The sequence below is a fragment of the Gulosibacter macacae genome (assembly GCF_003865375.1).
Classification (GTDB): Bacteria; Actinomycetota; Actinomycetes; order Actinomycetales; family Microbacteriaceae; genus Gulosibacter; species Gulosibacter macacae.
In genome coordinates this window covers 1-16958 of the sequence record NZ_RQVS01000027.1, presented here as the reverse complement: position 1 = coordinate 16958, position 16958 = coordinate 1, and the positions used below count along the sequence as shown (strand labels likewise).

The following is a 16958-nucleotide window of genomic DNA, read 5'->3' as shown; positions in this document are numbered from 1 at the left end:
CCCGCGGACCCCAGCTACACCCTCAACTGCGAAGAGCCGCTTTTCTCCCGGCCCGGCAGGCACTCGGTCGGGATGCCAGTAGCCCGACAGCCGGTAGTACCCGATGCGCCGCAGCGCGTTCCGCGCGTCATCACGGCTCCCGATTTTCATGCCGCGCTGCTTGATCTGGTCGATCTGCTGTTCGACTGTGAGAAAGGGTTTCTCGTAGGTGCTGTCTGCCATGACCCTGCCTAGAAAAAGAACTGGCCGCCTATCCTTGTCGGAACTAGCGGCCAGCCGTGGTGTCTACAGTCTAGCCCACTTCACGCCCACCTGGTGGGCGATTCTGCCCACGCTCACAGCTTCTACTGGGATGCAGCGAACGTTCCAGCAGTACCGGCCTCCAGCTCACCAACTACTGCGCTTTCAAGATTTCGGCCGTATAGTAGGAGCACACGGCAAACAAGCCCCGCCTGGGGTACGACGGAGCAGCTTTAGCTGCGAAGTGCTTTTACACGAATCTGACCGCCGGTAGATCTGTAAAGGACTTCGTCATGCTCGCTCTCATCTGGCATCTCAGCAGCTTCGCGAATGATCTGTTGCAGCGGTACGCTCCGACGAACCGGCTGATCTGGTTCCTGCGCCGCCGTGAGAACCTTCGCTACGGCGTCCTGGCGATGCTGTTCTCGGTTCCCTACCTGTTGATCGCACGCGGCGCTCTCGCTCTGATCGGGGTGGGGGCTCCCGAGTGGCTGTATCTCGTGTTCATTCTCTGCATCTGGAACGCGATCAAGTTCCTCGTGTGGGGGCCGATCAGCCTCCTTTTCCTCACCAAAGCGAGATTCCGCGAAGCAGAGCGATTCAACGCTTCTCCAACTCGACAGCCCTCCCAGGATCAAAGAACTGGGTAACCTCGCTTTGTGCGCGGTTCATTGCTCCTGCTGGTCTGAGTCGACCGACGCGGCATCCGTTTCGGGAGGCTCGGCTTCCTGTATCCCGAGCAGGCCCCAGGGAACAGGCGAAGTGAGATCAGCGTCACTTGAAACCTGCATCTGCTCTGGTGCCCACACCCGGAAGAATGCTTGCGCAGGGGGCCGGAGCTCATAGAGTTTCACTCCTGGTTCGAGCGGCGGCTCAGGCTGCAGTTCGGTGATGTCCATGTCTGGGTGGCGCAATCGTATTTCAGGGGTAGGGATCTCCGCGCCACCGATTGAGAGAGTTTGGGCGGGTATTTGAATTTGAGAGGGTGGCAGCCCGTTTTCGGTCGTGACCTTTATCGGCCCTTGATTCCAATAGGTGATCTTGCCCTCCCAGGCCAGACGTGCGACTCTCAACGCCATGCGATCGTCGTTCGTGAAGGGCTCGCTACTTGTTTTGAACCTTCTGTTCGCGATTTGCTCGATCAGAACAATGTCTCTTGTCGTTTCAAAGAGAACTTGCTGCTGGAATAGCTCTTCCTCGGAGGCCTCTGGAACTCGCAGAGTCACCCAGTTTTGGTCTCCAACCTGGAGGGTTAACGTCTTGGCTTGGAACATCTTCAGTTTGAATTCATGGGCGGAGAGTTTGAGTGAATGAGTGTGATCTAGGAACTGAAGTTCCATCGACCGAATCGACCGAATCTCGCCTGAATCGGCTTCAAAGACCAAACGACAGAGGACGCTTTCAGCGATGAGGGCTTCCCAGGTCATCAAGTCTTCGCCATTTTCTCGCCTTATGACCGCCGCGTCGCTGGACTCTATGTTGCGATCGTCGTCACGCAGGAGGACTGTTACTCGGTTTTCTATCTCAAGCCTGAGCATCTCAGTCACCGAGATTGATTTCCAGTCTTCTCCCATTTCGACCGAAGTCATGAGATTTGGCATCGGGGCCCCTACAGGAGCCATGAACACCTCCGCTTCCTCGACGATCTCGGTAGTGTCGACCGTAACCTTTTGAGACCAGAGTTCATCAGCAAGGTTGAGTATGTTTGCGGCTTTCAGATGCTCGATCAGGCGAAGTGTCCTTACCACCCGCACGGCTGCACCGCAGAACACGAGCACTGCGGCTGCGTATCGTTCGTCAAGATCGAAAGCAAGCGCCTCGGCTTTGGGGCCTTGAGCATCGGCATGGACAAGGTCTGCGTATACCCACGCGGCAGCGAGTTGTGTATCGGAGACATGCTTGGTTGCTTCCGAACCATCATGACGTGAGCGCTGCACTGAGTATCCCTGTACTTGGGTTCCCTGAAGCTCGGCGGCCTCCCAAGAAGCTCTCAACGCTTGGCATTCAGATAGAACCTCTGCACTTGGGTCGCACTGCTCCAACACTCGTTCCAGAGCTCCAAGCACCTTGGCGTAATAGATTGGTTCAGATTTCAGCGTCAGCGGTCTGATCCTCGCGACCAAGGATTCGAACTCTTCTTCGTTATCTGGGAGTGGCCGCCTGATAGTTGCCGCTCCATCAAAGCCAAGCGTGACTTTGAACGTGCCCTTTGCATAACCCAACAAGGTCTTTTCGTCTTGCACGAGAGAATGAGCTTCTACCCGACGTGCGCGGATCACGAAACGCGCGAGCACGGTCAGGTCGTCCAGTTGAGCAGCCACCTACACATCCTCGCATCTTCCGCTGTCGGTGGCCCATCGCTATCGCGTCGGGCCGCGATGCTCGCGCCCGGCTGTCGGCCTCGGCACTTCAGACTGGACAGTTAGGTGAACGATCTGCTGGGCACGAATCAGGGCCGCCCCAGCGCGTTCGTAGTCGATGCGTTGCCCGATACTCTCCGGCTCGACTCCAAGCGGCTGCGCCTCCCTGGGGTCGATGCCATGCCGGTCGCGGTATGCGGCGACGGTCATCAGCCCTGATCGCCAGCGCGCCCGATCCTGCTCATTCTTCGGCGGGGCACCAGCAGCGGTCACCCACTGCTCGCCGCGTTCGAGGGCGGTGTCGAGGATCGCGGCGGCGCGCGCTTCGATGAGTTCCCGCCGCTCCTCGAGCGCGGCACGCATATCGGCGCTCATCTCTCCGACCGCTTCGGGCAGTAGTCCTACGATGAACCGAGCGCGCGGCAGCGCACCACCAACGCCGAGCCGAGTTACGGCTTGTTCGAGTCGGTAGTGCAGCACGGAGGCTATATCGTCGGCGTCCGCGAAGCCACGCGCCCACACAAGCCTCGGCATGATCGTATCGACCGGATGCCCGCTGGCCTCTGCGCGTCGGAGCTCAGCGACGAGCGCCCCGAACGTCTCCGCACTCACCGCCTCGTCTACCTGCGCGTCGGTCAGCCCGGATGCAGCAAGCAACCGCGCCCACCTGTCCTGTTGCGCGGCGACAGCGATCGTCTCGTATTCGGCGGCAAGCTGCGCGATCCCGCCCCACCGTTCCTGCTCCGCAGTAATCGTCTCGTGTGCCGAGAGTTCAGCCCCGACATGCTGAAGCACGCCCTGGAGCACGGTGCGGGCGGTCACATCGGGGTTCTCGCCGGGCTGCGGCACGCTGTGCGCGGGATCGAGCCGATCGGTGGCGACATAGGCTCGGTTCGAGTAGCGGCCGCGCGTCATGGAGACGTAGAGCACTTCCCTGGTCGTGGTGGCTTCGACGAGCGTGTGTGCGGTGTCGACGGTAACGCCCTGGGCACGGTGCGCGGTCACCGCGTAGCCGAGGTCGACGTGCTCGGCAACGTATGCGGCGGGCAACAAGATCCCGCCCCCGCGCCGCATGGTGGGTGGCCGCACGAAGACCGAACCGTCATCGCGCACGTTCGTCACCACCCAACGTTCACCGTTGCGCACCCATCCATGTGCCGAGCGCAGGCGGCGGTCGTTCTTCCTCGTGATGATCGTGTCTCCCACACTCACGCGGCTGCCGTCGCCCAGTTCGATCTCGCGTTCGGCGGCGACGAAGCCGTGGGCGATGAGGTCGCGGCGTGCCCGCTGGTTCAGTTCGGTGACGTTCTCGACGGTTTCTGCGATCAGGATCGTTCCTCGCCCGGCCTGCCGGTCTTCCCACCAGGCCCGGTACGCGGCCTCGGCCATCTCGTCAATGGTGCCGCCCCGGATCTTGCCGTGCTCCATATAGGTGTCGATCACTGGTGCGCGGCCGTGGCGCAACTCGAGCGAGGCGCGCTTCTCCCAGTCGTGTTGCAGCCGCCACACCTCCGTCAACTCCGGCGTGCCCTCAGCGCGGTCGTTCACGATCAGGGAGAACGCGCCGCCCACGCCGACCGACTGCAACTGTGCCGGGTCTCCAACGAGCAGCACTTTCGCTCCGACCCGCTCAGCCTCACGGGTGATGAGATCGAGCGAGTGCGTGCCCGCAAGCGACGCCTCATCAAGAATCACCAGCTGACCGCGTGTGAAGGTCTGCCCGGTGCGCTCGAACACTCCTCGCCATTTCGCGGTGTTGTCGGTCGGGATACCGAGTTCGTCAGCGAGCACGCCTGCCGCGACTGCTGACGGGGCAAGCCCCACCACTGACCCCTCACCGTGCTTCCATTCCCAGGCACGACGCAAAGCGCCCAGCGTCGTAGTCTTCCCAGTACCTGCAGGCCCCACGAGAACATCGACGGTGCGGCCTGAGACCGCGATCCGGGCGAGCGCGTCGCGCTGGTCGGGGCCGAGCGTGCGCCCCTCATCATCGGGTTCACTCGCGAACCGCTCGATCGTGTCGAGCGCGAGCCTGGGGCCGGCCATGCCCCGTGCTCTCGCGGTCAGCCGATCCTCCGCCGCAAGCAACGCCGTCGATGAGAACAGTGTCGAGTGCTTCGGCCGGAATCTTGTGGAGCCGTCAGCGCGCTGAAACTCGACGGGAGTGACGGCAAGCTCGGGCGGAGTGAGCGTCAGGGATGCGTGCTCGGCGGCATCCGCGATCATGCCGACGATGACCTCGCGATCCTCGGTTGACGCGAACCTGAGCCACATCGACTGCCGGGCGGCTTCGGCCATGAGGTTCCAGCGTCGCCAGGTCGAACGCTTCTCACCCACCGTCTCAATCACTTGCTGCCCGAGGGCCGCGATCATGTCGAGCGGAACATCATCGGCGCGCAACAACCGTAGACCTGAGCTTCTGGGGTCGTGTTGCCACGCAACACGGATCGCCCACGCCGCCGCATCTTCGCCGAGGATCACTGTTGCACGATCCCGCCACTCGCTCGTGAGATCATCAAGCGAGCGCACGTCTTTCTCAGGGCGTGTTGCGAGCGTGGCCTCCTGCAACAGCTTGATGACCTGAGCCGACGACGGCCTGCGACCGTGACGTGCCACGAACTCTACGATGAGGCGTTCTTTCTCGACTTCAATATCGCGTGCGCGCCTCGAGAACGCTTTGATCAGTTCCTCCGGCACATCACTGATCACCCACGACTGATTCCGGCCAGCAGCTTGCTCGCGTGACTCCCACGAGACCCCGAACAGCCGAGTGAGTGAGTCAGCGAAGATCGCCTGATGCAACTCGCTCAGCGCGACCGTTGCCGCGTGCAGAGGTCGCCCGTCAAGCGCGAGCCAACGCCCGGTCTGGGCGTGCTGCACCTTGTTCGACACCACCACATGCGTATGCAAGTAGGGGTCGTGCAACCTGGAGTCGTAGTGGTCATACGCGGCTGCAACAACCCCAGCAACATCGAGTTGCAGCACCGCACCGTCAGGGCCCCGCGCACCACCCCGTGTTGCAGCGACCTCGCGCTCCATGAACTGCAACACATCACTGATCGCGGCATGGTGCGCCTCCCAAATGAGTTGTTGCGTGCCCCCATCAGCCACCGCCCACAACACCGACGCTGACTTCGGGATCGAGAACGTGAAGTCGAAGCCCGCGACCGCTTTACGGCTCTTCTTCGCCGCTTCCTCCGCCTCAATCACCGTGACCGCTTCGGCCCGCTGCGATGGCGTGAGTTCAGGATCGAGCGCGGCAATGCGAGCGGCAACGCGCTCATCGAGCGTCTGGAACTGGCTATAAGGTCGCCCCAGCGCGTCACCAGATACCGGATCTCGCCCCATCCCGATGAGCAGTTGGAGCTGCGCCTCGGTCACCGTATCACCGGCAACTATCTGACCATCCGCGAGGCCGCTCAGACCCGAACCGAGCCACCTGCCAGGCGGGGTTCCATCTTCGCTGTAATAGCGCGTCAACGGGGTCGACATGGCTCTATCGCCGTCGCCATAGGCGACCGACTTCAGGAGGTACTTGTACCCGTCACCCGCCGTCATACGACGCATCGAAACCGTCATCAGAGGCCACCTTTCACGCTCGAAAGGTGGCCTCCACTGCCCCGCGTTACGCGGTCAAATCAGAGTCGGCTCGCGGCACTTCAGCCATGTTTGCAAGATATGTGACGGCGAAGTCGGGCGAAGGTTGCGGAGTCCTGAGGCTGACTCAAAGTCAGGAAAGCAGAGAGAGTTTTCTGGCGCGCTGCAAGATTGCTGCCTGTCCGCGAACGCCGAGCTTCGAAGCCATTCGCTTGACATGGGTTCGCACTGTTTCAGCGGAGAGGTGCAGGCGGTCTGCAATCTGTGTGGTGTTGAGCCCGTCAGCGAGGTGTCGCAGTACTTTGAGTTCAGCTGGTGACAGGCTTGGAGTATAGACAGATTTTTCTCGCAACGCTCCGGTACCAAGCAACCCGACTGTGGAGGCTGCGTTGAAGATACGAGCCAAGCGAGGGGATAGGGCGGCTAGTGCTTGTCCGATTGCTGCGGGCATGAGGGTGATGGTTTGTGCGAGGAGCGCTTCTGATACCGCGTCTGAGCGATCTAGCATGAGCTGGACACCCTCGGTGTTACCTTGGTACAACATTGCTGAGCATCTATGTACTACGCGTATGGCGATCAGTCGTTCACCCCAGCCATCATCGATTTGGTCGATAGCTGTGATTGCTCCGAGGGTGTCGCCTTGATAGAGAGCTGCTTGCCACTCAACCACGTGCCTAAACGGTAACGGAATAGTCTGGAACGCTTCTTTCGAGGCAGGTGGTGCTGCCGTGGTGCTGGTGAGTCTCTTGTAGAGCGTCGCGACATCTCTGAGGATTGAGGGCGATGAATCTTCAAGGTCGCTTAACGCGAAGATGTCTTCTGGGCGCTCGATGACCCTCACATCTGTTTCTTCAGCGTCCTTCCAAGATGCAAGGATACGTCTGAACTGCTCGTCGTACTCTTGAAAGACCGCGATGTCGGTGAGGCAGCGTGAGGGAGGGTACACGAGCGAACGATAGGCATCACTCAATGCTCCGGCAGATTCTTCGTTGGGGAACTGTTCGTAGAGGGCTGCGTTGATTGCAGAGAATGCTAGCGACCTGCGGTGCTCAAGGTAGTCACCGCTCTCGCTCTTCGGGAGAAGTAGCTCTCTGCGCGGGAAACCGCCACAAGACAGTAGCGCGAGAATTGCAATCACACTCGCTTCTGCCGGGGATGAGTTGATCTCAGACGAGTCTTCTTCATCGATCTGCGCCTGCACAGCTTCAATGACGCCCCAGGCTGTTTCTCTCGCCGCCTGAGTGTCTTGCAGACGATCGTGCACAACAGCGCGCACGGCGTTGGTGAGGTGCCTGTCTGTTTCGTTCAGTTGGCTCACAAAGCCACGCAACATTTGCGCACACTCCGAGAGTTGCGCTTGAACTGTGTATGGCATCACGAGCGCGTGGAACGTGTACAGAAGTGGGTAGCTCTTGTAGTGCTTACGTGCAGTGCTGGCAAGCGCTGCAACCGTCTCAGGTGCAGTGGTTTCAAAAACTGTCAAGAACTGAGAGCGGAGAAGCATCTCTGCGCGTAGATAATCCTGCGCCAAAACAAACTGATCGAACGCCGCCCCGGGTTCATCCAGGGCGAGGAGCTGTTCGGCTAGCTTGATGCGCTGCTCCCGATGCAGGCGTCGCTTCTCAATGAGTGCTGGCCAGTAGGCTGCAACCCACGCAACATCGATCTCGTTTATAGAATGTTCGCTATCAAGGTGCGGCAGGCCAAGAATTTCATGACCCTCTGCAGCAGAGATAGCTGGGAATAGTTTGCCGATGTGCCGTTGGGTGAAACGCGGCATGAGTTCCAGGATGGCCAGCTTGCCGAGCAAGCCGTCTCGAAGCCGTCGTTGCGGTATCGTCTCGAGCAATTTGGACTGCACTGCTGACGCGGCCGCAGCTAAAGCGCTCCCCCTCACGACGGATGGCGGGTCAGGCAGTGACCGGATCTCCTGCTGGAGCGCAATACGCACAGAAAAGGGTGACCTCATCGAGGACTCTTCGATTCGTCGGACAGAAGCTTCGATGCTTTGCTCATCAACCAAGACGATATTGTGCTCCGCACAAGTCGCCAGGAACAGAGATCTGATTTCTTCATGGGTGAAGAGCAGGTGTGCCCCCGCCACGAAATCGAGCTTGAGAGTTTCTGAGTGTCTCTCGAGCCTGTCGCATGAAAGATCGTCAATAGATGTGGTGATCACACGCCCGCTTGGGTCGACAGCAAGGAAGCCGCAAAGTGCATCACGTAAACGGTCAGGATCAGTAGCGAGGTCAAAATCATCGACCAACACGGCGCTTCCCTCAGGCACACCGGCTGCAAGCACCCCGACGAGGTCTAGCGACTGCGCAGCGGAGAAAGAAGCCACGTATGGGGAACCGATGTGTTCCAAATGGGTGGCCAGCTGAAACAGAACAGTGGATCTTCCCGAACCAGGCAGCCCGAGCACGGAAACCCACCGCCCTGTGGAAGCGAGTATTTGCTGGACAAGACGAGGCCGCGAAATATGAGGAGACACATCAAGACCTGGGATGTGTGCCCGCCATGAAGCAGCCACGTTCTCAGGTGCTGACAGGAGCGAGTGTTGAACAGTCATGTCTTCAATCTCCAGTGGAGAAAAAGGGTCTATATTACCCCCCCCCCGATAATTCGAGTTGTTTGAATAAGTAGATTATCCACGCTTCCAGATCAGCAAGCCGAAGGAATGGGTGACACGTCTGGGGGATTTTACGCCTGGTGGGTGACTCCCCTGGGGGAATCTCCCCCAATGGGGCAGATTCCACGAGCGCTACAGAGTTCAATCGAAATGGACTTCGCTCTGCTTCGTGCGCGTTCTGCGGCGGGGCGGTAAAGAACACACTCGACGATTCTCCGGGATTCCATGGGGGCAAAGTTAGATGAAACAGAAACAGTTGTTAAATAAGAGACGTTCCAAGATCGGGCGAAATCTCAAGGCGCAGGGCGGGAAGACTCTTGCGCTAGCGACCGCCGTGCTGGTGGCGTTCGGTGTTGGTATGCCCTCAGCAGCAATCGCTGCACCCGGCGATCTTGCCCACGGCGTGATCCACGTTGACTCGAACAATAACGGTGCGGTTAATACGAGCCAGCCGACGGGCGAGAACGACACCCCCCTCGCGGGCGTGAAGGTGACGCTCATTGGCGCAGATCCCACCCAGAAGGCGGAGACCACCACCGACGCGGACGGCAATTGGTCATTCAAGACGGCAGACGTCTCGGGAATTGCCGGCCCCTACACGGTGATGATCAATGCCGATGGACTGGGCGGCGACAACTACCTCACGCCTACAGCGAAAACCGCTGGGGTCAATGACTTTGAGAGAGTCGTTGACAACAGCGACGCGAATGCAACACAGAAGTCAATCGCGACGATTCCAGCTGACGCAAACGACGTTGAGCTCAACGCGCTCGTATACCCAACCTGGTCGACTGATGTGATCGCGATGAACGACCCGGATGGGTTCGGGGGCTACACCATTTACACGGGCACCGCTCCGTTTGATGCTGACGATAGCGAGCCGGGTCAAGATGCGGGTGACGGCAATAACCGTGTGCGTACCTCCGACGTGATCAACCACTCCTGGTCAATCAACGCGAGCGCCGAACAGGATCTCGGATCTTCATTCGACGCGTGGTTTGAACAGGAGCTGGTGCTGGAGCCAGGTGCGGTCGCCACATTCGGTCAGATGCCAAACTCGTGTGGCACCGGCAGCGAGATTCTAGCGCTTCCCTCGGGAGATGTCCTGCAGCCTCGGCAGGATCCTCCGAGCGGCACCACCTCTGTGGTGCTGAAGTGCAACCTCGGTGCGACCAGCGTTGACAAGGCGAACCACCAGCTTGATACGCAAGTATTCGTCTCGGGCAGTTCAGAAAACGGCGCGACATTCACCACCAACGTGCGCACCTATGGCGCTGATGAGAACGGTGTCACCACCGCACGCCCCGACGGACCGCACGAGTTCGGCCCCTTCGAGATCACCGCTGCCCCGCGGTACGATATTGAGAAGCAGCGCCCCTGGGTGTGGCAGCTCGGCACGAAGACCGTCGACGTCAATGGCACCCCGACTGAAATGAGGGGCTACGAGGTCTCGTACTCGATCAACATCACGACTGACCGTACGGTCGGCAATGAAGCGTTTGAGCAGCCGGTAACGTTCGAAGACGCACTTTGGGCGAATACCGCGGACGGCAGCAACACACTGAAGACACCGTTCAAGTGGTACATGATGCACTGTGGCCCTGACGGCTTGAACGCCCAGAACACCTCGGTTGGCCCTGGTGGCTCGACTGTTTATGGCAAGGTCGGCACCCCGATCTTTGGCGGCGGTGTGACAACTGCAGAAAACTCTGTCGTGGATTCCGGCACGTGCTCGTATGAGCGCGTAGGCGATGCCGACACCGGCAACTACAAATTCACACTTGACGGCATCGATACATCGGGCTCCAGCTACCCGACAAAGTCTCAGAATGGCACCGCACTTGCAGCCGACAAGTTCTATGTTGCGGCTTACACTGTGCGCGTCTTCATTCCGTTCGACGAGGTCGACGCAATGAACGACGTCATGGGTGACTACACCGGCAAGGTAAACATCTGGAACCGCGTTGGCGACTTCGACCCCAAGGGCAAGTCTGGTGCGAGCAACTACGGCTCGGCTGATGAGCCTGGCTACTGCGAGGCAGGCCCCAGTGATGATCGCAGCAGTAACTGTGACACGATGCCCGACGGCACCAGCCGAAGCAACAACGTATCCGGTCCCGCAAACATCGAGATCTCTCCCGGCAATGGCGGCAAGACCCTCGTTGACCAGCGCATGAGCTGGAACATGCGCGAGGCAAACATGCCCGAGTCGGCAGGCCAGGCCGGTGCGGGCCAGGTGCAGCCAGGGCAGGCGTTCACCTCTAAGGTGCAGGCACTGTTCAACTTCGACACTCCTGACGTCGAGATGATCGATGTCTGGGATAACTCGATGATGAAGCTTGCGCCGTTTAACGCTGATAAGCCGAACGATCCGAACGACACGAGTGGGCCGGTCATCCCCGATGATCTCTATTCGGTTGGCACGAACACGGTCAACGGTGACAACCGCGACGTGGCACTGGCCTATCAGGACAACTTCACGTTCAAGTACGCTCACGTTAACCTGACCGACGATGTCGCTCGCGACACCGCGAATAACGGCAACTTCGATTCGGATCAAGCGCGCTATGAAGGCGACTGGACTAATCAGGCCACGGCAGCTAGCGGCACGAACTCGATCACCGAAGACGCCAGCATCACCTGGTACGACAACCCGAACGACGTCCCCGGCGGCATTGACGAGGTCAACGCTGTCTGGATGAAGACGAAGGATGGCTACAAGGCTCCGGCGGGTTACCGTCTGCAGATGTTGACAGTGCTCGAGCAGCGCAACACCTATTACGGTGGCCCGAACGACGGTGAAGAGATTCCCGCCGGTACGATTGCTGCCAACTTCGGCAACATCAAGAGCCCGACCTACGGCGCAGGCGACTGGGTGGTGAAGAATCACCCGTACGTTCCAGGTTCCGGCACCACTAACGACGGCACCTATGGCTCCGATGTCAAGCATGCCTTCGGTGACCGCTGGACGCTGACCCGTGCAACGATGGCGATCACGAAGTACACCATCGAAGGTACGGTGAACGGTGAAGACGCGACCGGCGCGAGCGACATTGGTGTAACCGGCAGCGCGAAGGCCGGCACGCCTGTCATCTGGCAGATCGATCCTTCACTCTCCGCAGTCTCTGATGATCCGGCGCCCGTGAACAATGTGACTGTCACCGACACCCTCCCCAAGGGGGTGGAATACGATGCAGCGGGCACCGAAGAACTCGGTACAACTATGCCTTCGAGCGTCACGGTCAACGCGAACGGAACCACCACCCTGGTGTGGCAGCTCGGTACGCTCACACCGAACGAGCCGATCGGTTCGTTCAAGGTGGCTACCCACGTCGACCCGTTCCAGGCGAATAACTCGAGTCTGGTGAACAAGGTCAACATCAAGGCTGATGGCATCATCGCGGTGCAGCAGAGCCACAATGACGACCACACCGTGACGGTGACCCAGCCGGGTGGCCTGCAGCTGAAGAAGACGGTCGACGCCCCGCTTGATCTGCAAGATAAGGATCAGGTCTACACGCTGCAGGTGAAGAACTTCGCGGAGGCGCTCCGCTATGCGGCACCGACGGTCATCGATGTGCTGCCGTATAACGGTGACAAGGTGAACTCTGCGAACGTCAACCGTAACCCGGCTTCGGATTACGAGGGAACGAGCAAGCTCGATGCTGCTCCGACAGCCGACGTCGACGGTACGTTCTACTACACGACGATCGATCCCGCCAATGTTCCGCAGAACCTGAACGACGACATCGATCCGTCGATCTGGTCGACGACCTTCACGGCTGACGCGACGGCCTTCAAGTTCGTCGCGGCAAATCGACTGGGCAACGTGAACGAGGGCACTTCGTCAGGCTTGAAGATCACTTTCAAGACCAACCAGGCAGATAACGCCGCGGGTGATCTCTACGCGAACCGCTTCACGGCGTTCAGTGAGACGGCCTCCAAGGACGGCGTCTTCCAGCTGCTGACCTCAAACCAGGTGCTCGTACGCGTGGTCGGGTTCTCACTGGGCGACCTGATCTGGCTCGACACCGACGACGACGGCAAGTACACCGCAGGCACCGACACTGTCGCGCCCGAAGGTGTGAAGGTCAACGTTTACAACGAGGCCGGTGACAAGGTGGGTGAAACCACCACCAACGCCGACGGTCGCTGGGTGATCAATGACCTGCCCGAGGGCAAGTACTACGCTGAGATCCCGGCCTCTGAGTTCGCTGCCGGTGACGAAACGACACCGGCCGGCCCGCTCGCCGGGTACATCGCTCAGGACAAGGGTTACGAGGCTGACCCGAACAACGATGCGAATGAGGGTACCGACCACAACGGTGCGCAGCAATCGGACGGCTCGGTGAAAACTGGCCTGATCACGCTGTCCGCCACGGTGAACGGTTCGACGATCACCGGTGACGAGCCCACGGACGACAACACTGGTGGTATGACGGTGACCCCGGGTACCACGGATGATTTCACCAACTTCACGCTCGATATGGCGCTGAAGACGAAGCCAGTTCCAGGATACGAGTTCACTAAGACCTCTGACCCTGAGTCGGGTACAGCGGTGAACCCTGGCGACACCATTACGTACACGCTGACCGGCACCAACTCGGGTGAGACCACGCTGTCACCGGTGGTGATTACCGATGATCTGTCGAACGTGCTGAACAACGCTACCTACAACGGGGACGCAGTTGCACAGATCGACGGAGTGGACGCCGCATCGCAGCCGTCGGTCAACGGGACGACGCTGACCTGGCTCTCGCTATTGCAGAGTCTGCAGCCCGGCCAGTCAGTCAGAGTGACCTACTCGGTCACTCTGAACGATGATGCTGCTGGCGTACTGGTGAACAACCACGCTGAGTCGACTGCCACGCCTCCGGGCGAGCCGCCGATCACCCCGCCCCCGGGCGAGACTGAACACCCGACTCCGGGTTACGAGTTCGATAAGACCTCGGATCCCGTGTCAGGTAGCACAGTTGTGGCTGGCGACGACATCACTTACACGATCACGGGTGAGAACACTGGTAAGACCGATCTTGAAGTTGAGATCACTGATGACCTGACAAAGGTGCTCGAGTTCTCGACGATCAAGTCGGAGCCGGTGGCTGTCATTGAAGGTGCGGACAATGTGCCCGCTGCGGAGCGTGACGGGAATGCGCTGAGCTGGAATGGCACGCTGAAGCCTGGTGAGACAGTCACCGTGACGTACACGGTCACCGTTGGCGAGGGGCATGAGGGCAAGATCCTCAACAACCACGCTGAGTCCGAGGCGACGCCTCCGGGGCTGCCGCCGATCACTCCGCCTCCAGTGGAGACCGAGCACCCGATTCCGGGCTACGAGTTCGCCAAGAGCTCCGACCCCGCGAGCGGTACTGCGGTCGCACCCGGCAGCACAGTGACCTACACACTGACGGGTGAGAACACTGGCGCGACAGCGCTCGACCCGGTTCTCATCACCGACGACCTGTCGAATGTGCTGAACAACGCTGAGCTGACGATCGATCCCGTAGCGACGATCGACGGTGAAGATAGTGTTCCGGCTCCGGTCGTCGATGGCACAGCGCTCACGTGGACTGGCTCGTTGGAGGTCGGCCAGTCGGTCACCATCACCTACACGGTGACGCTGAACGACGACGCGAACGGTGTTCTGATCAACAACCATGCGGAATCTGAAGCAACGCCTCCGGGCAAGCCGCCGATCACCCCGCCCCCGGGCGAGACTGAGCACCCGACTCCGGATTACGAGTTCACCAAGTCCTCGGATCCTGAGTCAGGTACAACGGTTGTTCCAGGTGAGACGATTACCTACACGCTGACCGGTTCGAACACGGGCAAGACCGTCCTCGATCCAGTGATGATTACCGATGATCTTTCGAAGGTACTGAACCACGCGAACATCACGATCGATCCCGTGGCCACGATTGAAGGAGAGGATTCTGTACCTCAGCCCTCCGTTGACGGCACGGATCTGAAGTGGACGGGCTCGTTGAAGGAAGGCCAGTCGGTGAAGATCACCTACACGGTGACCCTGAACGATGACGCTGTCGGCGTGATCGTGAACAACCACGCTGAGTCTGAAGCGACGCCCCCGGGTCTGCCTCCGATCACGCCGCCTGAGGTTGAGACGTGGCACCCGACCCCCGGGTACACGTTCATGAAGACCGCCGACCCGGTGAGCGGCACTGCCGTTCAGGCCGGTGACGAGATCACCTATACGCTGACCGGCACCAACTCCGGTGAGACGGTGCTCGATCCGGTGAACATCACGGATGACCTCTCGCAGGTGCTCGAGTTCGCAGAGCTCACGGGCCAGCCAACTGCCACGATTGACGGAACCGAGACATCGGCTCCGAGCATCGACGGTACGACGCTCGCTTGGAGCGGCAAGCTCGAAAAGGGCGAGCAGGTGCAGGTGGTCTACACCGTCAAGGTCAAGGCCGGGTTCGAGGGCAAGACGCTCAATAACCACGCCGAATCTGATGCAACGCCTCCGGGCAAACCGCCGATCACTCCGCCCCCGGTAGAAACCGAGCACCCGATCCCTGGGTTCACCATCGACAAGACCAGCGACCCGGCTTCGGGGAGCAAGGTCAAGCCAGGCTCGGTCGTCACCTACACCGTGACCGGCACGAACACTGGTGCGACCAAACTCGATCCGGTGAACATCACCGACGACCTGTCGAAGGTGCTGAACCACAGTGCACTGTCGGGTACTCCGTCTGCGACAATCATCGCCGCAGACGGCACCGAAACCAGCGCGACCGCACCGGTTCTCGTGGGCACCACCCTGAAGTGGTCGGGGACTCTCGAGATTGGTGATCGAGTAGAGCTCAACTATTCGGTGAAGGTGAACGAGAATGCTAAGGATGTAAAGCTCTACAACCTCGTGGTTGGAAACGCTGCACCTCCAGGGCTGCCGCCGATCACTCCGCCTCCGGCAGAGACCGAGCATGAAGTGTTGCCCCCGTCGCTCCCCGTTACCGGTGGGACGCTCGCGGGTGGGGCAATCGCCCTCGCACTGATCCTCGGTCTGGGTGGCGGGGCTCTCCTGCTCAGCCGACGACGCAACCGCGTCGTAGCTGGAACTGAAGGCGGAAACGCCTAACTGATAGTCCGCCGGGGCTCAACCCCTTTGAGGCTTCTCCCCCTTGCCTCCACCCCAAATTGAGCCCCGGCCAGGTCAGGCAGCGAGTAACCCAGTTTCCCCCCATCATGCTGGCTCTGCTCCTCCTGGCCGACTTGGCGGGCTTCGTCCTTTCAATCCCCGATGAGGACGAAGCCCGCCAACCACTTGCGGGTTAAGACATTTTCTTATTTTGAAAGTTTCCTGCCCGACTACGCACTAACGGAAGGAATGACCATGAATCTCAGTAGACCCGCCAACCACATTCAACACCTCAGAACCAGAACCGGTCCCTACTGGGTGCGAAGAGTTCTGGCGATTGTACTGGCGTTTTTGGTAGCTCTTGGTATGGGTTTCGCTGGTTCCACAGCGGCAACGGCAGTCGAAGACGAGTTCACCGAGCCGTACGACATCACCTTCGTATGGAAGCTACCTGAAGGCGGAAGTGCACCCTGGAACCCGTTTCCCAATGGCCAATCGCAGACGCTAGTCGACTACGTTCAGATCACCGATGGCATGGCTCCCAACACCATTCCTAACTTCTATGATCAGGCCGAGTGTGGCGGCATCTACCAAATTGACAGTTACCGCATTCTGGACGATGGCGCTCACTTTGCGGTGCTCGATTGGATCAGCAGAGGCGAACTCCGCCCCTGGACAGACGGCGACCTCGGCGCGAACTGGGAAAGAGAGTATCAAGATACGAATCCCGAGTACAGCCACGATAACTGGAAGAACGACGGAGACTTCTCATTCTTCACCTGGTTCGAAACTCCCGCTGAAGCCTGCGACCTCGCTCCCGTAGCTCCGATGGTAGAGCAGGCCGTGTGCACCGTTCCCGGCGGAGACGTGACCGATCCTTCGGTGACGCTGGCAGACACCGCCGGCATCACCTATACCCTTGACGGAACTGTCGCTGTGGGCGAGACCGTTGTCGTCATTGCGGCGCTGGACGACGACTACGCTAACAAAGGCTACATGCTGGCTGCTACTGATGGGTGGGCTCTCA

The 16958-nt window shown here is 59.8% G+C and carries 6 protein-coding genes and 1 pseudogene; 3 read left to right on the top strand and 4 right to left on the bottom strand.

Annotated elements, in window-relative coordinates; all coding sequences use genetic code 11:
* Window positions 1-222 (bottom strand): annotated as a pseudogene (locus EG850_RS12975) (hypothetical protein); the annotation flags it as partial.
* A gap of 311 nt (window positions 223-533) precedes the next feature.
* Between EG850_RS12975 and EG850_RS12970 the strand changes: the two are divergent.
* Window positions 534-890 carry a sulfate permease gene (locus EG850_RS12970; protein WP_124974161.1) on the top strand — a complete coding sequence of 119 codons (357 nt, stop codon included), beginning with the start codon at window positions 534-536 and terminating at the stop codon, window positions 888-890.
* An 18-nt stretch (window positions 891-908) separates the two neighbouring features.
* On the opposite strand, the gene EG850_RS12965 is transcribed toward EG850_RS12970, so the two are convergent.
* From EG850_RS12965 to EG850_RS12955, 3 genes are all read right to left on the bottom strand, one after another.
* Complete coding sequence (locus EG850_RS12965) at window positions 909-2561, bottom strand: hypothetical protein (RefSeq protein WP_124974158.1); 1653 nt, start codon at window positions 2559-2561, stop codon at window positions 909-911.
* Window positions 2562-2600: 39 nt separating this feature from the next.
* Window positions 2601-6179 carry a MobF family relaxase gene (mobF, locus tag EG850_RS12960; RefSeq protein WP_124974155.1) on the bottom strand — a complete coding sequence of 1193 codons (3579 nt, stop codon included), beginning with the start codon at window positions 6177-6179 and terminating at the stop codon, window positions 2601-2603.
* Between the two features lie 151 nt (window positions 6180-6330).
* Complete coding sequence (locus EG850_RS12955) at window positions 6331-8466, bottom strand: helix-turn-helix transcriptional regulator (protein WP_185715083.1); 2136 nt, start codon at window positions 8464-8466, stop codon at window positions 6331-6333.
* Window positions 8467-9187: 721 nt separating this feature from the next.
* Here EG850_RS12955 and EG850_RS12950 point away from each other — a divergent pair.
* Complete coding sequence (locus tag EG850_RS12950) at window positions 9188-15931, top strand: DUF7927 domain-containing protein (RefSeq protein WP_185715082.1); 6744 nt, start codon at window positions 9188-9190, stop codon at window positions 15929-15931.
* 255 nt (window positions 15932-16186) lie between these two features.
* A partial coding sequence (locus EG850_RS12945) for a hypothetical protein (RefSeq protein ID WP_148097125.1) occupies window positions 16187-16958 on the top strand: 772 nt, incomplete at its 3' end.